This window comes from Pseudomonas sp. Root569 (genome assembly GCF_001427465.1).
In the GTDB taxonomy this organism is placed as follows: domain Bacteria; phylum Pseudomonadota; class Gammaproteobacteria; order Pseudomonadales; family Pseudomonadaceae; genus Aquipseudomonas; species Aquipseudomonas synxantha.
Genome location: NZ_LMGQ01000006.1, coordinates 286,711 through 306,690 on the forward strand (window position 1 = coordinate 286,711; position 19,980 = coordinate 306,690).

The following is a 19,980-nucleotide window of genomic DNA, read 5'->3' on the forward strand; positions in this document are numbered from 1 at the left end:
CGAACCAACTGTCCCCGTCTTTCGTAAACCCCATATTCGATGGAGTGATCCTGTGATCGAAATCCGCTCTCTTCGCGACCTGCTGCGGCTGTTTTTCATCTACCGCCGCGAATTCAAACTGGCAGTGATCACCACGATTGTCGTCGCGGTGCTGGGTGCCTTCCTGCTGCCGGCTCGCTACGAGTCCGACGCGCGCTTGCTGGTCAAGCCAGGGCGGGACAACACCACGTTGCCGATCGAAGCCGCCAACCGCCAGACGCTGATTGCCCCGAGCACCCAGCACGACCCGATTGTCGACGAAGAAAAAATGCTCACGGGCCGGCCCATTGTGCATATCGTTGCCGAGCGCTATATGGCGATGACCTCCGAACCGCCACAAGGCTTCTGGAAGGTCACCAAGTTCTACGTCAAAAAAGGCGTTGGCGAAGTCATCAATGCCGTGCGCAGCGTGCTGCAGTTCGTAGGCCTTGCCGAGAAACAAAGCCCGCTTGAACGCCTGGCGACCTCGCTGGAGAAGAACTTCAAAGCCGGTCACGAGCCGGGCTCTTCGGTGATCGAGATTTCCTTCACCTGGGACGACCCGGCGGTGGCGCAAAAAATCGTCGAGGAATGGGTCAATGCCTACCTTGAGGAACGTGCGCGGATCCTCGGGCGCAAAAGCCTGCATACCTTCTATGAAACCGAGCGCGCCAAGGTGGCGGAAAATATCCAAAGCCTGAAGGACCAACTGCAAGGCCGTCTGAAGCAGATCGATTCGATCAGTGTCGATGCGCGCCTGAAGAACCTGACCAGCCAGATCGACCGCGTCACCGACGCCAAGGTCAGCGCACAAAACCAGATCTCCGGGATTCGCAGCCTCCTGGCCAACGCCAGCCAGCAGATCAAGAGCCAGCCGGCGGACGTGGTGACGATGCGCGAAACCAGCCTCAACCCCACCCAACTGGACCTCAAGCGCCAGCTCAATGCGCTGCAAGTGGAGCGAGCACGCCTGCTGCGCACCTACCTGCCGGGCACGCCGCAGGTCAATCAGATCGAGCAGAACATCCGCGACATGGAGGCTCTCAGCGCCCAGGAAGCCACACGCCTGGAGCGCTCGCAAAACACCGCGCCCAACAGCCTGGTGATCAACATCAAGCAGCAAGTGATCGACGCCCAATTGCAAGAGCGCAAACTGGCCGGCGAAATCGAGAACTACGACAAGACCCTCGCCGAGCTGCGCGACCAGCGTGACAAGGCGATGACCGATGAGCCGGAACTCAACAAGCTGAGCCAACAACTGCGCGCCGCCGAAAAAAGCTACGCCTTGTACTCGGACAATCTTGAACAGGCGCGAATCGACCACGAACTGGACAACAGCCAGATCAGCAACATCGCCCTGATCGAACACGCCACCCTGAACCCGTCACGCGTGTTTCCCAAGAGCCTGCTGATTCTGTTGTTCGCCATTCCCGCCGGCGTGGCCGTGGGCTTCTTGACCATCTATGTGCTGTACCTGCTGGACCAACGAATCCACGACGGCACCCGGTTGCAGGAGATGTTCCATGTGCCGCTGTGGAGCAGCATCCCCGACGTGCAAGACGCAACGCCGGCAGCCGTCACCGCCAGCCTCTATCGCCTCTACAGCCTGCTGCCCCTGGAGCGCATCGCCAGTGAAGGCTTTGCCCTGGGCCTGACCTCGGCGCGGCATGGCGAGGGCGTGACGTTTATCGTCGAGCAGCTCAAGCGTCTGTTGGAAGAGCGTGGCCACCGCGTCTCGGTCAATGGGGCAAACGCGCCCACGCCGGGTGAAGTGCTGTTGCTGGATGCCTCGGCCTTGTCGTCCAACCCCCAGGCCTTCCTGATCCTGCGCCGCGCCGACCAGATCGTACTGGTGATCGAAGCTCGCACCAGCACAGTGCCGACCATCGAAAATGCTGTGTCACTGCTGACCACCGCGTTTGGCAAAGTCGACGGCATGATCCTCAACCGCCGCCGCTTTGAAGTGCCGGCCAAGGTCCTGGCACGAATCAACAGCTGGCGCGGTGCGGCCTGATGCGTATCGCGCTGCTGGCACCGCTGCCACCGGAGCAGACCGGGATCGCCGATTACGCCGCGCACTTGCGTAGCGCGCTGATCGAACTGGGTCTTGAGGTGGTGACCCCCCTCGCGGGCTGCCAGGACCTGCCTGAACAATTGCGGCGTCTGCAGGCCTTTGACTGGAGCGGCGTGGACCTGGTCCATGCCGAGCTGGGGGGTGGGCGCTTCGGTGAGTTCCAGGCGCTGGACTATCTGCGCCGGGCGCAACCGCACCTGCCTTTGACCGCCACGGTGCATGACCCGGAGCGCCTGATCTGGCGTCGGGCCAAGCTGTTTTTCCCCTTGAGCCTGCTCGAGCGCCTGCCCCACCCGCTGCCCCAGGCAGCAGCACTGCTGGCCGACCCGCTGACCTTGCACGAAGAACGGCGCCTGGCTAAAGGCATGCGCCGCCTGATCACCCTCACCCGCCTCGGCGGCGACTGCCTGCGCCAACGCATGGGTCTGCGCCCGCAGCAAGTGGCGGTGATTGCCCACGGCAACCTGCCCATCGCGCCCCAGGACTTGCCGCCACTTGCGCCGTTGCGTCTGTTGTATTTCGGTTTTATCTATCGCGGCAAGGGCATTGAGGACCTGCTTCAGGCCCTGGCCCAGTCACTCGCCGCCCATCCTCAATGCCGAGGTCAGGTACGCCTGACCCTGGCCGGCGGCACCGCCCCGGAAATGACCTTTGACCCAGCCGGTAACTACCTCGAGGGCCTGCGCCAACAGATCAGCACGCTGCACCTGGAAGATGTGGTGGACTGGCAACTGGACCTGCCATCAGCGCAGATCGCCGCTACGATCCAGGCGCACCATGTGATGGTGCTGCCCTACCGCGAATCGAAAAAACTCGGTTTCCTGGGGCAGATGCGTGGCACCAGCGGCGCGCTGTCGTGGGCCAATGCCTGCGGGCGCGGGGTGATCACCTCCAACGCCCGTGCCTTTGCCGAAGAGGTGGCCGGCGGCAATGGCATCACCTATCAGCAGGGCGATATCGCTTCCTTGAGCAACGCCTTGAACCGCTTGATCCTCGACCCGCAACAGGCCCGGCAATGGGCCGCCCAGGCCGGGGAAATCGGCCGCCAGCGCCAGTGGGCCAACACGGCCCAACGTTTTGCCGAACTCTTTCGGGATGCTTGTGAGGAGCCGTTGCGATGAAGATTTCATCTGTTCGCCCGATGTGGCGTTATCTGCCGCTGGTGCTGTCAATCGCCGTCGGTGGCGCCCTGCTGTCGAGTGAAAAAGTCGATGCACAACCGGTGAACCTGGCCCCGGAGCGCAGCGTGACATGGAAGGACTTTCTTGGCGTGAATGCGCACTTTCTGTGGTTCAAGCCCGAACAGTACCGCGAGCAGATCAGCCAATATAAGAAGCTGGGATTGCAATGGGTGCGGGTCGACCTGCACTGGGATCGCCTGGAGCCCAAGGAAGAGGGTTATCAGCTCAGCACTTTCGATGAACTGGAGCGCACCCTGAGCGCCGAAAAAATCCGCTCGGTGTTTTACCTGGTGGGCTCGGCGCCCTTTATCACCACCGCCCCCAAGGGCGCTCCGTTCCAGGATCAATATCGACCACGGGACGCCGACGTCTATGCAAAGCGCCTGGCGCTCCTGGCCAAACGCTACCCGAATATTGATGCCTGGCAGGTGTGGAACGAACAGAACCTGCCGAACAACTGGCGCCCCAAAGTCAACGCCAAGGAGTACGGGCAATTGTTATTGGCCAGTCACCAGGCCTTGAATATTGCCGCGCCTGGCAAGCTGCAGGTCATGGGCGGCATGGCGTACTACAGCCAGATGCCGCCCCGTGGCAAAAGCCTGATGTTTGAAGCGCTAGGCGCATTGGGGGTGCAAACCCTGGGCATGGTCGCGGCCTACCACCCCTATTCGATGACCCCGGAAACCGATGAGCCGGGCAAGAACGAAGTGCTGCTGCGCGGCGATCAACTCAATGCAATGCTGCATGGCGCCGGGATCAAGCAGGTATGGGCCACTGAATGGGGCTGGTCCAGCTATGCCGGGCCCAAGGAGATGCAGGACCTGATCGGTATCGACGGGCAAGCCGACTACACTTTGCGCCGCCTGGCCTTGATGGCGTCCCAGGACTACCAGAAGATTTTCCTGTTCGCCCTCTCCGACCTCGATGAACGTGCCTCGCCGCGGGACCAGCATTACGGCCTGCTGGACCTCAACGGCGAGCCGAAACCGGTGTACACCGCCCTCGCCCGCTTCCTCGAGATCACCGGCCCCACTCTTCAACCCGGCGCCACGCCGCAGCTCAAGGACTTACCGGAAAGTTTCTACAGCGTGGCCTGGACTCGGCCTGACGGCAAGCACCTGCTGATGTACTGGAGTGCCGAAGGCAGCAGCATCAGCCTGCCTGGGATCAAACGCGCTGAACTGCTGGACCCGTTGACCGGAGCCCGACAGACCCTGAGTGACGACAATGGCATTCGCCCCGTGGTGAAGCCGAGTTTGCAGATACTGGTGTGGTAGCGCCGGGCATGGAGAGCGACACATGAGAATCCTATGGATTGTGCCCTACCTGCCGTGGCCGACCACCAGCGGCGGCAAGACCCGGCAGTACCATTTGCTGCGCACCTTGAGTGAGCGCGGGCATCGCATCACGCTGCTGGCGCAATCGAAGACGCCGGCCGATGACGCGGCGCATGCCGCCCTTGAGCCGTTGCTCGAGCGCTTGATCGTGGTGCCGCGCCGGCCACTGAAACACCCGCTGACCCTGCTCGCTGGCGTGTTCGCGCCGTGGCCGCTGTTGACCACGGTCAACGGCCTGTCCGCACCGTTGCAGGCGCAATTTGCACAACTGTTGAACGAACACTGGGACGTGATTCAGATGGAACACAGCTACAGCCTGCAGCCGTTCATGCGTACCTTGCAGCAGCGCCGGCGCGCGTTTGTGCTGACCGAGCACAACTTGGAATCAAGCCTCGGCGGCGCCACTTACGACCGCTTCCCCAAGTGGGCCGCACCGTTCGTGCAATACGACCAATGGCGCTGCCGACAGTGGGAGCGCAAGGCGTTCGATGCCGCCGCCCATGTGATCGCGGTGACCGAGGCGGATGCCCAGGCCATGCGACCGCTATCCTCGACGCCGGTGAGCGTGGTGGTCAATGGGGTCGACAGCCGCGCCTTTGCCGAGGTCAGTGCCGACGCACAAAGCCAGCGCTTGTTGTTTGTCGGCAACTACGAATACGCGCCAAACCTGGACGCCGTGCAGTGGCTGCTTGAGGAGATTTTCCCCAGGGTCTGGCGGCAGTGCCCGAACGCGCGCCTGGCGGTTGCCGGTTACGGCTTGCCCGAACACTGGCGCAACCGCTGGCCAGATGAGCGTATCGAGTGGCTGGGATTCGTTCCCGACCTGTGCACCTTGCAACGCCGCTGTGCCGGGTTTGTCGCCGCGTTGCGCCACGGCGGCGGCTCCAAGCTCAAGGTGTTGGAAGCGATGGCCGCCGGCTTGCCGCTGGTCAGCACTGCACAGGGCGTCTCCGGCTTGGCAGTACAGCCACAGACCCATTACCTGTCGGGCGAAAGCGCCGAGGCATTGGCCGACGCCATCGTACGCTTGCTGGATGAACCGTCGCTGGCCCGGCAACTGGCTGATGCGTCACGCGATTACGCACGTCGCTATCACGACTGGGCGGTGGCCGGTAACGAACTGGAGCACATCTACCGCACCTTGCCCACCTCCAAGGAGCCTCAACCATGCGCGTAGCCCTGGACTATCGCCCCGCCACGGTTGCACCGTCGTCGGGCATTGCCCGCCAGGTCCTGGCCCTGGAGCACGCCCTGCGCGCACGGGCCAATACCGAAGTGTTGCTGTTCAGCGAAGCTCCCCTGGATCACCCGCAACGCCAGATCGCCGTTTGCCCGACCTGGGCCAGCCCGCTGGACGGCCTGCAGCGCCCACAAGTGCGCCTGGGTTTCGAGCGCAGGTTCTTGCCCAAGGCCTTGCACGCGCAGCAGATCGACCTCTACATCGCCACGGCCAATATGGGCTTGCCGCTATGTCGCAAACCCGCCGGCACCCGCTATGTGCTGGTGCTGCATGACCTGTTTCAGCTGACCCACCGTAACTTTCATCGCTCCAGGCTCAAGGCCCTGGCCTATCGCTTGATTGACGGCGCCTCGATTGCCTGGTCGGTGTGGCAGGCTGACCGGGTGTGGTGCCCTTCGCAGTTTTCCTGCAACGAAGCCGCCCGGGTGTTCCCCTGGGCCCGGGCGAAGTTCCGGGTGCTGAGCAACCTGGTACCCGAATTGAATGCAGCGCCAGAGCCGCTGCCGGTAAGCCTGCCGGCGCGTTACTGGTTGGTGGTGGGCACCCGGGAGCCGCGCAAGAACATGGTGTTTTTCCTGCGCCAGTGGCAGGCCTGTCGTGCGGTGAACCCTGACGTGCCGGACATGGTGCTGGTGGGCCACGCCAGCGATGTACCGGCGGACCTCGGCGAACTGCCGGGCCTGCATTGGTGCAGCGGTTTATCGGACGGCCAACTGCAAGCACTTTACCGGCATGCCGCATGCCTATGGCAGCCTTCCTATGCCGAGGGCTTTGGCCTGCCGGTGGTGGAAGCCTTGAGTGTCGGCACGCAGGTGGCGGTAGCACGCGGCTCCGCCCTCGACGAAGTGGCGCCGCCCAGCGCTCCGCGCTTCGACCCGCATGATGCCGGGCAACTGCAAAACGTCATGCGACAACTGGCAGCCCCCGAGGCAACGGTAAACCCGCAACCGCAAATCGACTGGGCCCGGCAATTTGCCGAGCCCGCCTATCGCTCGCGTCTGGACACTTTGCTCAAGGAATTGGACCGCTAATGCTGCCAGGAAAATTCGTTAGTCTGCTCCTGGGCCTGGTCTTCGGCGGCTTGCTGTTGGCCCTTTCGCCGATAAAGGTCCTGCTGGTCGTGGCCGGCATGGGCGTGGCCTTGACCCTGATCCGCTTTCCCCTGTGGGGCTTGCTGATCTTCGCCGTGTTGGCCACCAGCATTCCCTACACCACTTTGGAACTGGGGATCCGCACCACCGTGAGTGAAGCGGTGCTGGGGCTGACCTGGGTCGGGGTGTTCTGGCAGTCGTTTATCGGCAAGACCCGTGGCTTGATACTGTGGCGTCCGACCGAGCGCGCGCTGATGTGGCTGATGCTGTTCAGCACCATTCCGTTTATCTGGGGCATGGTCATCATCCATGCCGAAGGCAATGGACCGGTGAACTGGGTGCGCTGGCTGATGAACCTGTCGTTGCTGTTTATCGTGCCGTTGCTGCTACGCACCGACGCCGACCGCGACAAGGTCGTGGTCGCCCTGCTGCTGGGTAACCTGGCGATGCTGTTGCTGTCGATTTTCATGTTTCTGAAGACACGCAACGCGATGTCGATGATCGATATCCTCACCGACCTCAAGTATGCCCACCCGGAAGCGGTGAAGGATATTTTCTCCGCCAACTACACGCGCATGGCCTCGCCCTGGGTGCACCCCAACCTGACCGGCGGCGTGCTGGTGCTGTTTATTCCCCTGGCGCTGTTCTATGGCTGGACTCGCAGCGGCTGGCGTCGGGCGCTGGGCCTGGCGGTGGCGGTGCTGGGTTGCGCCGGCCTGCTGCTGAGCATTTCCCGTGGCGCCATCGTGGCCCTGGCGCTGGTCTTGATCTGGCTGACCTACAAGCGCGTGCCTAACAGCGGGCGCATCATCGGTATCGGGTTGGCGTTTGGCATCGCGCTGGTGATGTTCTATCCGCCGCTGCAGGAGCGCTTGATGACCATCTTCTCGACCACCAACGCCAGTACCGAAATCCGCTTCGACGAATACGCCAGGTTCCCCGACGCCATGTCGAAATTCCCCCTGGGGATCGGCTTCAAGATCGACCCGCCCGTACCCGGCAGCAACCTGTTGGGGATCTCCAACCTGTGGCTGAACTTCATCTACAAGGTCGGTATTCCAGGAATGTTGTTGTTTATCACCGTCACTGTGCTGTGGTGGCGGGAAGTGCGGCCCCTGGGCCAGGTGCGCAAGGTCACCGCCGACAACGCCCTGTGGCTGGGATGCATTTGTGGCGTGTTGGCAGCGCTGCTGACGGGGCTTTTCGACCACTATTTCAGTTTCACCTTTGTATTGATCGCACTGTTCTGGCTGTTGATGGGCATGAGCCTGCAACAGGTGCGCCTGCGCCCCACCGTTACCAGCGCTGTTCCTGTTATTGCGCCAAAGGATGACCAACCATGAAGCACCGGATAATTCACTCTACCGATTTGCGCGACCGCCTCCCTATGCTGGCCGGTGAACTCGGCGTAAGCCTGCCCGACCTGGAAGAAGCGCTGGATTGGTGCCTGGCCAACGACGTGGTGTTTGAAGACGGCGAAGGCGAGAACAAGCGCTTCTGGATCAGCTCCATCGACCTGGAACCCGCCCTTGAGCACCCGGTTGCCCGCCGCCTGTTCCACCGTCTGAAACAGGACCTGCCGTGCCAGCTGCTGCCGCGCTACGGCAAAAACTGGGCAACTATCAAGGATCGCTGGCGCAACGCCTGGGACATGGCCTACAACATCTTGATCAACAAAATCCCCAGCCACCATGTGCGCATTGCCTGGCTGCGCCTGGGGGGTGCGAAGATCGGCAAGGGCTCAAGCCTATGGCGTAACACCGAAGTGCTGGGCATCCACAATCTGGTAGTTGGTGACGATTCGGTGATCGGCTGGCATTGCCAGGTGGACGCACGCGCCGGGCTGGTGATCGGCAACCACGTGGCGATTGCCTCTCACGTGCTGATCATCGCTGGCAGTCATGATTTGCAGGCGCCGGAGTTCTGGTCGATTTCCGGGTCAATCTACATCGACGACTACGTGTGGATCGGCAGCCGTGCCTTGATCGGTTTCGGCACCCATCTGGGCCATGGTTCGGTGATAAGCGCCAACACCGTAGTGGCCAAAGCCGTGGCCCCCTACAAAATCATTGGCGGTACTGGTGCCAAAATCATGGGTGAACGTTGCCATGATCTGAACTATAAGGTGGGTGGCAAGGGCCTGTTCACCCTGTTCCATTGATGTTCGGCAGCACCCTCTGGCTGACCCTGGCGACCCTCGCCGGGCTGGTGGCCGGTTTTGCCCGCGAATGGCTGCTGGTGGCGGCTTGGGGCGCTGGTAGTCGCAGCGACGGGTTTCTGGTGGCGGTGTTTTTGCCCGAAGCGCTGCGCATGACCCTGGCCGCCGGCTTGCTCGCAGCGGCAGCCCTGCCCCTTTATCAACAACGCGACCCACAACGCCAGCAAGCCTGGCTGGCCAGCCTGTCTCCACGCCTGCTGGGCGTGGGCCTGGGCCTGTTTGCCGTGCTGGCGCTGGGCGCGCCGCTCTGGGTGCGCCTGATCGGTCCCGGCCTGGACGCTGCGGCCCACGCCGAAGCCGCCGCCAACTTGCGCTGGCTGGCCGCCTGTGCGCCGGGCCTGGTGATGCATGCCTTGTTCAGTATTCCGTTGCAGGCACGCCAACGTTTTGTCCTGCCAGGGCTGGGCTCGTTATTGTTTAACCTGCCGCCGGTGCTGTACCTGTTTATCCGTGGCAGCGCCAGCGACAGCGCCGAACTGGCCATGTGCTTTTTTGCCGGCAGTGTATTGATGTGCCTGCCATTGCTGGCGCCGGTCTGGTCCTTCGGCTGGCGGCCGTGGCAGGTCACTGGAGAAGCCCTGGCAGGCCGCGAATTGCTGGGGCGCATCGGGCCATTGCTGGCCAGCAATGTCGCCAGCCAGGGCCTGGCATTGCTCGAGCGATTGATCGCCAGTTACCTGGGGGAAGGCGCCGTCACTTGGGTCAACCTGGCGCGCAAACTGATCAATCTGCCCTTGATCGCCCTGATGAGCCTCAACCAGGTACTGCTGGGCATGATGAGCGGCGAACAAGGCCAGCAGCGCCTGGCTCTGCTGCGCCGGGGCCTTGATGCAGCAACCCTGCTCAGCCTGCCCGCCGCCCTCGGCCTGATCGGCGCCAGCCCCGTGCTGATTCATCTGCTGATGCCCGCCCAAAGCGCCGACGGCCCACTGCCGGCGCTGCTGGCCTGGTTCGCGACGCCATTGGTGTTCGGCGCCTGGAACGCCATGCTTGCCCGCTACGCCTATGCCGGCGGCGACACGCGTCTACCGTTGCGGTGCGAACTGCTGGGCAGTGTGATCAACGCCATACTCCTGCTGCTGTTGCCGTACTTTTTTGGCCTGCCGGGTATTGCACTGGCGGCGTTGGGCGGGGTTGTCGTCACCAATCTGCTGTTGATGCAACGCCAGCAATTGCTTGGGCAACTGGGCTGGCCGCTGCAATGGGGGCTGAGTGCAGTGTTATTGGGCTTTGCAGCGGTCATATTGCACCCGCTGCACAATGACGGCTGGCAACTGGGCCTGAGTACCTTGACGAGTGCACTGGTATTAGGGGGATTGGCTGGGTGGTTCAAACCATGGAAAGCGTGAAGTAGAACCACCGCTGCAACTGCCTGCGCAGGAGCTGGTAAGCCAGCTCCTGCGCGGACTCAGTCATCCAGCTGTTGAGGAGCAGCCTGCTTGGCTGCCTTACCCGTTTTGGGAGCGTTCTTGCCAGGTGCAGGTTCTGGCGCTGCTGGCGCGGTCGGCGCAGCCGCTTCTTTCTCGGCCATTGGCATCTGGTCGATAGCGCTGAAAAACTCCTTGAGGTCGAGGGTGTCCGGCGGCACGGTCTTCTCGAGTTTCTTCTCACCGTCCTTGCCGATCAGGATCACCTTGGTGCCACTGCCGGCACCCAGCTTGAGGGCGCGGATCAGTGCGTTGGTTTCCGGTGGCGTGAGTTTCTTGTTGTCCTTGGCTTCCTTGGCGAACTTCTCACCTTCGGCGCCGATGCTGCCGAACTTCACGGTATAGAACACCATGTTGCGCTCTTCAAAGGACTGCTTGGTGGCAGGTTCGTCCAGCTGTTTCCTGATAGTCGCCAAGGTGTCGTTGCCGGAATCCAGCTCCACCACCACCAGCGGCCGGGCCTTGCCCAGGTCCTGCTTGAGCGGATCGATATCATCAGCGGCCAGCAACGGCCCCGTAAAAGCCATCAAGGTAGCCAGGGTCAGCGACCGGATGAGCATGCGCACCTCCTTTGAATTCCATGCAGGGTTCTTGAGTTTCATGTCTGCGACAGCCAAATTCAAGGATGATTCCTACACCACCATGAGAAGCGTAGGTCAGGACACCCGCTACGCAAGGGTTGGGGGCTGACCAGGGCCATTGTTTCTTCTGGTTACGAGACCTTCCACTGCGGCCAATGCCGGGCAAAAACGGGCGCGACAACAGGGTCGGCGTCCACTCGTTCCAGGGTCTGCGCAAACCCCGGCGCCAGTCTTGCGAGCTCCTCACGCGCCTCATCCCAACGTGACACTGCCGCCGCCATGATACCCAGTGCATTCGGCACACCGGTGGGCGTGAACAACTGGTCGGCAAACTGCTCGGCGAACACCACCCACGCCTGATGCAGATAGCGCCGAGTACCCGCAATCAATTGTGCTTGCAGCGCCTCATCCGCGTTGCCCAACCAGCGTTGCGGGTAGTCGATGATGCCGATTGCCGAATAGCAATTGGCGGCGATGTACAGCAGGCCGCGCAAGATCTGCGTGCGATTGCCGGCCAGCAGCTCGGCTTCGGGATATTCCAGGCCCAGGTGGATCAGGATAGCGGCGCTTTCGGTCAGCACCTGGCCGTCGGGAGTGACCAGGGTGGGGATCTGTTTCAGCGGATTGATGCGCGCGAGCGCGTCGCTGCCCTCGCCTTCCTGCCAGGAACTGGCGTCCACGCGATGCCACGGCACCGCGCAACGCTGCAGGGCAATTTCGATCATGCAGGAACCGGACTCGTCGGTGCCGTAGAGTGTGTACATGGGCCTTTACTCCTTATCGCAGCATTTTGATTTGTGCTAGCCAGGCCTGGCTAGCGGCCATCCCGAATCGAGTTTAGAACAAGCCCATCTGCCCGCCCACCAGGGTGCCGAAATCGTCATTCACAAACGGCAGGATCGCATCGGCCACTGGCTGCAATTGACGGGTGACGTAGTGGTCATAATCGATAGGTGCCTGCCGTACTTCCAGCGGCTCCGGGCCGTTGACGCTGATCACATAGCTGATCCAGCCACCGCGCTGGTACTGGCGCGGGCGCCCCAGGCGGTCGTTGTACTCGTCGGCCAGGCGCGCGGCACGTACATGGGGCGGGACGTTGCGCTCGTAGTCGTGCAAAGGCCGGCGCAGGCGCTTGCGGTAGATCAGCAGCTCATCGAATTCGCCGCTCAACGTACGCCGCACGTAGTCGCGGATGTAATCCTGATGGGGCAGGCGATGGAAGATGCGCTGGTAGAGCTCCTGCTGAAATTGCCGGGCCAGGGGCGACCAGTCGCTGCGCACGGTTTCCAGGCCCTTGTACACCATCTCTTCGCTGCCATCGTCGCGCACGACCAAACCGGCGTAGCGCTTTTTGCTGCCCTCCTCCGCGCCACGGATGGTCGGCATAAGGAAGCGGCTGAAGTGGGTTTCGTATTGCAGCTCCAAGGCGCTTTGCAGGCCGTATTCGTTGCTCAGGTGGGTGCGCCACCAGTCGTTGACGTGCTGCACCAGCGCCAGGCCGATGCGATTGGCGTCCTGCGGTGAATGGGCGCCGCCGAGCCAGACGAAGGTGGAGTCGGTGTCGCCGTAGATCACTTCGTAACCCTGGGCCTCCACCAGCTCGCGGGTCTGGCGCATGATCTGGTGCCCACGCAGGGTGATCGAGGATGCCAGCCGCGTGTCGAAGAACCGACAGCCACTGGAGCCGAGCACGCCATAGAAAGCGTTCATGATGATCTTCAGGGCTTGGGACAGCGGCGCGTTATGTTCGCGCTTAGCCACTTCGCGGCCCTCGGAAACGCGGGTGACGATCGACGGCAAACAATGACGGGTGCGGGAAAAACGCGCGCCGCGAAAACCTTCCACCGATTCACTGTCGTCGGGGTACTTGAGGCCTTCGATCAAGCCCACGGGGTCGATCAGGAAGCTGCGGATGATCGACGGATAGAGACTTTTATAGTCCAGCACCAACACCGACTCGTAGAGGCCCGGGCGTGAGTCCATGACAAACCCGCCGGGGCTGGCTTGGGGCGGTTTGTCACCCAGGTTCGGCGCGACGAAGCCCTGGCGGTGCATCAACGGCATGTACAGGTGGGTGAACGCGGCCACCGAACCGCCGCTGCGGTCAGCAGGCAATCCGGTGACACTGGCCCGCTCCAGCAGGAACTTGAGCAGCTCGGTCTTCGCGAAAATCCGCGTGACCAGCTCGCAGTCCTTGAGGTTGTAACGCGCCAGGGCCGGCTTGTCCTCGGCGAACATGCGGTTGATTTCGTCCATGCGCTGGTAGGGCGTGGAGATGTCTTTGCCTTCGCCGAGCAGGGTTTGCGCGACGTTTTCCAGGCTGAAGGATTCGAAGCTCCAGGTGGCCGAACGCAAGGCTTCGATGCCGTCGATGATCAGCCGTCCCGCCGCCGCGGCGAAGTAATGGTTGCGACTGCCGTGTTCGCGCCAGGTCATGGGCTCACCGCCACGCCCCAGCAGCAAGGGCACGTTCAGGCGCTGGGCGTGTTCGTGGAGCACGCGCAGGTCGAACTGCACCACATTCCAGCCGATGATCGCGTCGGGGTCGAAGGTGAGCAGCCATTGATTGAGGCGTTCAAGCAGTTGGGTACGGGTGTCGCAATAGTCGAGCTTGAAGTCCACCGCGTCGGGTTTGTTCGGCGGGCCGAGCATGTATACCTGGCGCTCGCCGCAACCCTCGAGGGCGATGGAATACAGATCGCCCTGGGCGGTGGTCTCGATGTCCAGGGACACCAGCTTCAATTGCGGACGGTAGTCGGGAGCGGGCTTCATCTGCGCGTCGAGCAAGGCGCCGTTCGCGTCGGGCGTGCCGCCGAACCACACGGGGGCAGTGATAAAGCGCTCCATCATGTAACGCTCGGGTGGGCGTACGTCACCTTCGTAGACATCGACCCCTGCAGTGCGCAGGCGCTTTTCGATGTCCATCAATTGGCGGTGCTGGCGGGCATAAAGGCCCAAGACCGGGCGATGGTGGAAGTCGCACAGTTGCAGCGGGCGCAGCTCAAGATCGCGCTCGCCCTTGAGCAGCCAATCGAGCGGCTTGCGGTACGCCTCGGGGATGAACACCACCGAGGTCTGCGCGGGCAGGCGAATGCAGCGAGGCCCATGGTCGGTGGCCAGCCAGAAACTGACCTCCGTGCCCGCCGGGGTGTCGCGCCAATGCCGGGTCAAAACAAAACCCTGCTGTAAATCCACCGTACCGCACCTCAGGAATTGCGTTAAGGGCGAGATTCTACTCGGCATCCGTGCAAACGCGGCAGGTTAACGCGCACGCAGACCGCAATCTCACAAATTTGTTGCAGGTTGTTAATAGTAATTACTATCATCTGCGCCGGAGTCGTATTCGCGCAGTGAGGAAGCGCAACATCGTTGTCCACTCCCTCACCGTTGACGGTTCGCCGTCAGGATCGATCATGCCCATCTGTAACGCTCCCGCTGTGCCGTTTCGCCCTACCCTGCTCGCCCTTTGCTGTTCCCTGAGTTTTGCTGCACAGGCGGCATCGCCAGCGGGTGCGGATAACGCACTGGAGCTAGGCGCTACCAGCATTAATGCCGAAGCGCCCGCGCCCACCGCATTGCCACCCGAGTTTGCAGGTGGCCAGGTGGCACGCGGTGGCCAATTGGGTGTACTGGGCAACCAGGACATCATGGACGTGCCCTTCAGCATGTCCTCCTACACCGAGAAACTGATTCGCGACCAGCAGGCGGAAACCGTCGGCGACGTGTTGCTCAATGACTCTTCCGTGCGTCAGGCCTCGGGGTATGCGAACCAGTCACAGACTTTCATGATCCGTGGCCTGCCGTTGAATGGCGACGACATTTCCTATAACGGCTTGTATGGCATCCTGCCGCGCCAGATCATCTCCACCGGCGCCCTGGAGCGCGTAGAAGTGTTCAAAGGCCCCAACGCCTTTATCAACGGTGTCACCCCCACTGGCTCGGGGATCGGCGGCGGTGTCAACCTGCAACCCAAGCGCGCCGATGATGTACCGCTGCGGCGGTTCAGCACCGACATCAGCAGCGATGGCCGGATTGGCGAGCACTTGGATATCGGCCAGCGTTTCGGTGAAGACAACCAGTTTGGCGCACGGGTCAACCTGTCCCAGCGCGAAGGCGATACCGGCATTGACGATGAAAACCAGCGTTCGAAGCTGTTTGCCATCGGCCTTGATTACCGCGGCGATGCGCTGCGCCTGTCGGGTGATTTTGTGTATCAGAAGCAACGTATCAACGGCGGACGCAACTCGGTATTCCTCGGCAAGATCACCCACGTGCCGGATGCGCCCTCGGCAGATACCAACTATGCGCCGAACTGGAGCAGTACCAACCTTGAAGATACCTTGGGGATGCTGCGCGCCGAGTACGACCTGAACGAGAACTGGACCGCCTATGCAGCAGCCGGCGCCAAGCACAGCCGCGAAATGGGGCGCTACTCGTCGGTGACCTTGAGCGACAATTTCGGTAATGCCCTGGCGAGCCGCTCGACCATCGCCCATGAAGAGAACAATCGCAGCGCAATGAGCGGCCTGAACGGCAAATTCCAGACCGGGGCCATCAGTCACCGACTCAACTTCGGCCTGGCCGGTATTTGGACAGAAGCGCGCAATGCCTATGTGTTCAACGCCGCAGCAACGTCTACCCCAACCAATATCTACAACCCGGTGACCGGCGCGCCGCCGACGTTGAACAGCCCGCGTAACACGCCGGGCACCGATTTCAGCGATCCAACCATCACCGGCAAGACTTTCGTGCGCAGCGCAGCAGTCTCTGACACTCTGGGCTTCTTCGATGACCGCCTGCTGGTGACCCTGGGCGCACGCCGCCAACAGATGGTGGTACAGAGTTACAACTACATGAGCGGCAGCCGTACCGCCAACTATGACGAATCGATCACCACGCCGGTGTACGGCATCGTGTTCAAGCCATGGGAGCATGTGTCGTTGTACGCCAACCGCATCGAAGGCCTGGCACAGGGCCCGACATCGCCGCTCAAATCAGGCGAACTGACGGTCATCGGCGGCGGGCAAGCCTATGCGCCCGCGCGCTCCAAGCAGATCGAAGCAGGCGTCAAGGTGGACATGGGTACCTATGGCGCGACACTGGGCGTCTACCGTATCGAGCAGCCCGGCGCAGGTTATGCCGAGGCCATCGACGCCACCACGGCGCGCTATGTGCGTGAAGGTGAGCAGATCAACAAGGGCGTCGAGCTGAACGTCTTCGGCGAACCGGTCAGCGGCCTGCGCTTGCTGGGCGGGGTGACGCTGATGAAGACCGAACTCAAGGGCACCCTCAACGGCGCCAATGACGGCAACCGTGCCATCGGCGTTCCTTCATTCCAGCTCAACGCCGGTGTGGATTGGGATGTACCCGGCCTGCAAGGCGTGACCCTCAGCGGCCGCATGCTACGCACCGGCGGCCAGTACGCCGATGCAGCCAACAACCTGAGCCTGCCGGCCTGGAACCGCTTCGACGTGGGTGCGCGCTACACCTTCACCCTGGATGAGCGCGAGGTGACAGTGGGCGCAACGGTGGAGAACGTCGCCAACCAGAAGTACTGGGAGTCGGCCCAAGGTGGGTTCCTGAGCCAGGGTGATCCGCGAGTGGCGAAGTTGTCGGCGACGATTGATTTCTAAACGCTTGAAAATATGGGGGCTGAACTTCCCCTTTGCATCTCATCACTTGGCTGGTTTTTTGCCCAGATAGGCTTCGATATTGCCCATCTGCTCATCCCAACCACGGGAGTTCATCTTGAACGCTTTCTGGCGCCGGGCCTCGGGCACTTTGTCAAAACCAGATTCAACGACCCGCAGCAGGATACCCGGCGCACGATCCTCAATGGTGAACTCAACAAGAGTCGGTGTCTCCTCATCGTAATCGACGCCCGCTTCTACCGCGTAAGGGTGCCACCAGAAAGAAAACAGCGTTTGCGGCAGGATGCGTTCGATCCTGACCTTCCACACCACATGTTCGTAGCCTGGATAGGTAATCGGCGCTTCGAGGGTTTCCCCGGCAACAAAGGTTTTGCCCTTGAGCGCGATACCGAACCAATCACCAAATTGCTCGGCCTGCGTCAGTGCCTCCCAAACCTGCTTGCGTGATGCGTTGAGCAGGACTTTTCGTTCGATGCGATCTAATACGTGCATGCGTCACCTCCTCCATTGAACAGTAGGCGACATCGACCAATGCGCAACCTTCAGTTGTGCGCGATGATGATGACCCCATCCTTGACCTGGCCATAGGTTATGACTGACCCATTGAATGGAAGTTGCTTGTGCAAAGCGGTGCGCTACCAGGTGGACAGCCTGGACATGCCCATCAGCCACTGCCATTGCCAAAGCTGTCGCAAGGCGCACGCGGCCGCGTTTGTCGCCACGGCCGGGGTAATGCGCGAACACTTTCGCTGGACCGACGGTGAACAGCTGCTGTCGTCCTTTGAGTCTTCACCGGGCAAACGCCGGCATTTCTGCTCACGCTGCGGCTCACATCTGATCGCCGAACGTGGCCATCAGCCTCACGTGATTGTGCGGGTGGCGACGCTGGATGATGACCCAGGCACCCGGCCCACCGCGCATATCTGGACGTCCCATGAGGTACCCTGGCTTGCTTATGACGGCGTTGAGCGCTGGGACGAATGGAAGGCCTGAGTCAGACGCGTGGGTCGCCTGGCGCCTTGGCGGGTGTCGCATATTGCGGTTTGAGATGACCTTCCTGGTCGAGCAGCCAAGCGTCCATGATCTGTCGCACCACGGGCCCGGCCACACGGCCGCCGGCCTCACCGTTTTCGATCATGACTGAAATCACGATTTTTGGATGTTCGGCCGGCGCGAAGCCGACGAACAAGGCGTTATCGCGATGGCGCTCCAACGTCTTGTTGCGGTTGTAGCGCTCACCCTGCTTGATCGCCACCACCTGGGCGGTACCACTCTTGCCGGCAATCCGGTATTGCGCGCCTTGAGCTGCGGCCCGGGCGATGCCGCGTGGATCGTGCATCACCAATTGCATGCCGTGGTTGACCTGCTCCCAATCACGCGGATCCTTGAGGACCACGTTGGGCATCGGGTTTTCATCCACGGGTGGGACGCCATTGATGGTCTTGGCCAGATGTGGCCGGTTCCAAACACCCTTGTTGGCGATCAATGCGGTGGCCTGGGCCAGTTGCAGCGGCGTCACCTGCATATAGCCCTGGCCGATACCGAGGATCACGGTTTCGCCTGGGAACCATGGCTGGCGACGGGTGGCACGCTTCCAGGCCTGGGACGGCATCAGGCCGGCAGACTCTTCGAACATGTCCAGGGATACTTTCTGACCGAGGCCGAACTCGGCGAGATAGTCGTGTAGGCGGTCGATGCCCAGCTTGTGGGCCAGGTCATAGAAGTAAGTGTCATTGGAACGCATGATGGCCGCGTCCATGTCCACCCAGCCATCGCCGCTGTGATTCCAGTTGCGGTATTTGTGATCGAAGTCCGGCAGCTGGTAGTAACCGGGATCGAACACCCGGGTTTGCGGGGTGACAACGCCACTGTCGAGGCCGGCGATGGCCACTTCCGGCTTGATGGTGGAACCCGGCGCATAGAGCCCACGCAGTACGCGGTTGAACAGTGGGCGGTCGATGGAATCGTGCAGCGCAGCGTATTCTTTGAAGCTGATGCCAGTGACGAACAGGTTAGGGTCGAAACTCGGCTTGCTGACCATCGCCAGTACTTCACCGGTTTGCGGATCCAGGGCCACCACCGAACCACGACGGTCGCCCAAGGCCTCTTCGGCGGCTTCCTGTAGCTTGACGTCGAGGCTAAGGACGATGTTTTTACCAGGGATTGGGTCAGTGTGCTTGAGCACCCGCAATACGCGTCCCTGGGCATTGGTCTCGACCTCTTCGTAACCGACGTGGCCGTGCAGTTCGGACTCGTAGAAACGCTCGATCCCGGTCTTGCCGATGGATTGGGTACCTCGATACTCCACGGAATCGAGGGTCTTGGATTCTTTTTCGTTAATGCGACCGACGTAGCCAATAGAGTGCGCAAAGTGCGCACCCAGTGGGTAGTGGCGGACGAATTGGGGCTCGACGTCCACGCCAGGTAGACGGAACTCGTTGACGGCCAACACGGCGATTTGTTCTTCGGTCAACTCATAGAACAAGGTGACGGGAACAAACGGGTGACGAGCCTGCTTGAGCGCCTTATCGAACACCGCACGGTCTTCGGCAGGCAGGTGCAGCAGATTGACGATTGCGTCCAGCTCGCCCTTGAGATCGGTGGTGCGCTCGCGGGTGATAGTCAGGTTGTAACTCGGACGGTTGTCGGCCAGCACTACGCCATTGCGGTCATAGATCAAGCCGCGAGTCGGCGTGATGGGCAGTACGTGGACCCGGTTGTTTTCGGAAATCGTGGAGTGATAGTCGTACTGCACCACCTGCAGGAAATACATGCGCCCTACCAGGGCACAGGTGATGCCGATCACCAACAGCGCACAGGCGAGCAAGCGCTTGTTGACCAAGCGATTTTCTTTTTCGTGATCTTTGATAGGTATCGGTTCAGGCATTTCTACAGCATCTCGTTGAAAAAGGTCGACGCCGCCTCCTGCGGATAAAGATCAATCCTTGTGAAAATGTGCTGCACCATACCAAAAATGCAGAAACACTTTGCATCGATTTCCCTCAACGGCAGGTTATTTAATGGGGGGAGGACCAGGAGCTGAGGGCATTTTCTCGCGCCCAAAACAAAACCCCAACTGCTTTCGCAATTGGGGTTTCGGAATTTAATCTTGACGATGACCTACTCTCACATGGGGAAACCCCACACTACCATCGGCGATGC

The 19,980-nt window shown here is 61.5% G+C and carries 15 protein-coding genes; 10 read left to right on the forward strand and 5 right to left on the reverse strand.

Annotation, left to right across the window (positions count from 1 at the left end):
* Nucleotides 1–52: 52 nt before the first annotated feature.
* The 8 genes from ASD70_RS08000 to ASD70_RS08035 are packed head-to-tail and all read left to right on the forward strand — an operon-like array spanning nt 53 to nt 10,508.
* Nucleotides 53–2,032, forward strand: coding sequence for a GumC family protein (locus ASD70_RS08000; protein WP_056846126.1), 1,980 nt, complete (start codon nt 53–55; stop codon nt 2,030–2,032).
* On the forward strand, nt 2,032–3,213 hold the full coding sequence (locus tag ASD70_RS08005) for a glycosyltransferase (protein WP_056846127.1): 1,182 nt from the start codon (nt 2,032–2,034) through the stop codon (nt 3,211–3,213). Before ASD70_RS08000 ends, ASD70_RS08005 begins: the two co-directional genes overlap by 1 nt.
* Entirely contained in the window at nt 3,210–4,550 is a 1,341-nt protein-coding gene (locus tag ASD70_RS08010) for a hypothetical protein (RefSeq protein ID WP_056846128.1), read from the forward strand. The genes ASD70_RS08005 and ASD70_RS08010 overlap by 4 nt, the downstream gene beginning before the upstream one ends.
* Before the next feature lie 22 nt (nt 4,551–4,572).
* Nucleotides 4,573–5,787: a glycosyltransferase family 4 protein gene (locus tag ASD70_RS08015; protein WP_056846129.1), complete on the forward strand. Its 1,215-nt coding sequence runs from the start codon at nt 4,573–4,575 to the stop codon at nt 5,785–5,787.
* Complete coding sequence (locus tag ASD70_RS08020; RefSeq protein ID WP_056846130.1) at nt 5,778–6,881, forward strand: glycosyltransferase family 4 protein; 1,104 nt, start codon at nt 5,778–5,780, stop codon at nt 6,879–6,881. The genes ASD70_RS08015 and ASD70_RS08020 overlap by 10 nt, the downstream gene beginning before the upstream one ends.
* Nucleotides 6,881–8,284 (forward strand): O-antigen ligase family protein, encoded by a 1,404-nt coding sequence (locus ASD70_RS08025; protein WP_046068998.1) that lies wholly within the window; start codon nt 6,881–6,883, stop codon nt 8,282–8,284. The genes ASD70_RS08020 and ASD70_RS08025 overlap by 1 nt, the downstream gene beginning before the upstream one ends.
* Nucleotides 8,281–9,102 carry an acyltransferase gene (locus tag ASD70_RS08030; RefSeq protein ID WP_056846131.1) on the forward strand — a complete coding sequence of 274 codons (822 nt, stop codon included), beginning with the start codon at nt 8,281–8,283 and terminating at the stop codon, nt 9,100–9,102. Before ASD70_RS08025 ends, ASD70_RS08030 begins: the two co-directional genes overlap by 4 nt.
* Nucleotides 9,102–10,508 (forward strand): lipid II flippase MurJ, encoded by a 1,407-nt coding sequence (locus tag ASD70_RS08035; RefSeq protein ID WP_056846132.1) that lies wholly within the window; start codon nt 9,102–9,104, stop codon nt 10,506–10,508. The genes ASD70_RS08030 and ASD70_RS08035 overlap by 1 nt, the downstream gene beginning before the upstream one ends.
* A gap of 59 nt (nt 10,509–10,567) precedes the next feature.
* On the opposite strand, the gene ASD70_RS08040 is transcribed toward ASD70_RS08035, so the two are convergent.
* The 3 genes from ASD70_RS08040 to ASD70_RS08050 form a co-directional block, all read right to left on the reverse strand.
* Nucleotides 10,568–11,146 carry a DUF4174 domain-containing protein gene (locus ASD70_RS08040; RefSeq protein ID WP_046069001.1) on the reverse strand — a complete coding sequence of 193 codons (579 nt, stop codon included), beginning with the start codon at nt 11,144–11,146 and terminating at the stop codon, nt 10,568–10,570.
* A 152-nt stretch (nt 11,147–11,298) separates the two neighbouring features.
* Nucleotides 11,299–11,931, reverse strand: a complete 633-nt coding sequence (locus ASD70_RS08045) for a glutathione S-transferase N-terminal domain-containing protein (RefSeq protein ID WP_046069002.1) — start codon at nt 11,929–11,931, stop codon at nt 11,299–11,301.
* Between the two features lie 73 nt (nt 11,932–12,004).
* Nucleotides 12,005–14,362, reverse strand: coding sequence for a DNA polymerase II (locus ASD70_RS08050; protein ID WP_056846133.1), 2,358 nt, complete (start codon nt 14,360–14,362; stop codon nt 12,005–12,007).
* Nucleotides 14,363–14,580: 218 nt separating this feature from the next.
* On the opposite strand from ASD70_RS08050, the gene ASD70_RS08055 reads away from it, so the two are divergent.
* A complete protein-coding gene (locus ASD70_RS08055) occupies nt 14,581–16,800 on the forward strand; it encodes a TonB-dependent receptor (protein ID WP_056846134.1) in 2,220 nt (739 codons plus the stop codon).
* A gap of 42 nt (nt 16,801–16,842) precedes the next feature.
* On the opposite strand, the gene ASD70_RS08060 is transcribed toward ASD70_RS08055, so the two are convergent.
* On the reverse strand, nt 16,843–17,310 hold the full coding sequence (locus ASD70_RS08060) for an SRPBCC family protein (RefSeq protein WP_056846135.1): 468 nt from the start codon (nt 17,308–17,310) through the stop codon (nt 16,843–16,845).
* 99 nt (nt 17,311–17,409) lie between these two features.
* Here ASD70_RS08060 and ASD70_RS08065 point away from each other — a divergent pair, with 99 nt between their 5' ends.
* Complete coding sequence (locus tag ASD70_RS08065; protein WP_056846136.1) at nt 17,410–17,811, forward strand: GFA family protein; 402 nt, start codon at nt 17,410–17,412, stop codon at nt 17,809–17,811.
* Between the two features lies 1 nt (nt 17,812).
* Here the strand turns inward: ASD70_RS08065 and mrdA are convergent, their stop codons facing one another.
* A complete protein-coding gene (gene mrdA, locus ASD70_RS08070; protein ID WP_043050970.1) occupies nt 17,813–19,705 on the reverse strand; it encodes a penicillin-binding protein 2 in 1,893 nt (630 codons plus the stop codon).
* Nucleotides 19,706–19,980: the final 275 nt, after the last annotated feature.

Coding starts and splice junctions, on each gene's coding strand:
- ASD70_RS08035 (WP_056846132.1), top strand. CDS start 9,102: ATGTTCGGCAGCACCCTCTGGCTGACCCTGGCGACCCTCGCCGGGCTG.
- ASD70_RS08010 (WP_056846128.1), top strand. CDS start 3,210: ATGAAGATTTCATCTGTTCGCCCGATGTGGCGTTATCTGCCGCTGGTG.
- ASD70_RS08045 (WP_046069002.1), bottom strand. CDS start 11,931: ATGTACACACTCTACGGCACCGACGAGTCCGGTTCCTGCATGATCGAA.
- ASD70_RS08025 (WP_046068998.1), top strand. CDS start 6,881: ATGCTGCCAGGAAAATTCGTTAGTCTGCTCCTGGGCCTGGTCTTCGGC.
- mrdA (WP_043050970.1), bottom strand. CDS start 19,705: ATGCCTGAACCGATACCTATCAAAGATCACGAAAAAGAAAATCGCTTG.
- ASD70_RS08065 (WP_056846136.1), top strand. CDS start 17,410: ATGACTGACCCATTGAATGGAAGTTGCTTGTGCAAAGCGGTGCGCTAC.
- ASD70_RS08030 (WP_056846131.1), top strand. CDS start 8,281: ATGAAGCACCGGATAATTCACTCTACCGATTTGCGCGACCGCCTCCCT.
- ASD70_RS08005 (WP_056846127.1), top strand. CDS start 2,032: ATGCGTATCGCGCTGCTGGCACCGCTGCCACCGGAGCAGACCGGGATC.
- ASD70_RS08015 (WP_056846129.1), top strand. CDS start 4,573: ATGAGAATCCTATGGATTGTGCCCTACCTGCCGTGGCCGACCACCAGC.
- ASD70_RS08040 (WP_046069001.1), bottom strand. CDS start 11,146: ATGCTCATCCGGTCGCTGACCCTGGCTACCTTGATGGCTTTTACGGGG.
- ASD70_RS08020 (WP_056846130.1), top strand. CDS start 5,778: ATGCGCGTAGCCCTGGACTATCGCCCCGCCACGGTTGCACCGTCGTCG.
- ASD70_RS08055 (WP_056846134.1), top strand. CDS start 14,581: ATGCCCATCTGTAACGCTCCCGCTGTGCCGTTTCGCCCTACCCTGCTC.
- ASD70_RS08060 (WP_056846135.1), bottom strand. CDS start 17,310: ATGCACGTATTAGATCGCATCGAACGAAAAGTCCTGCTCAACGCATCA.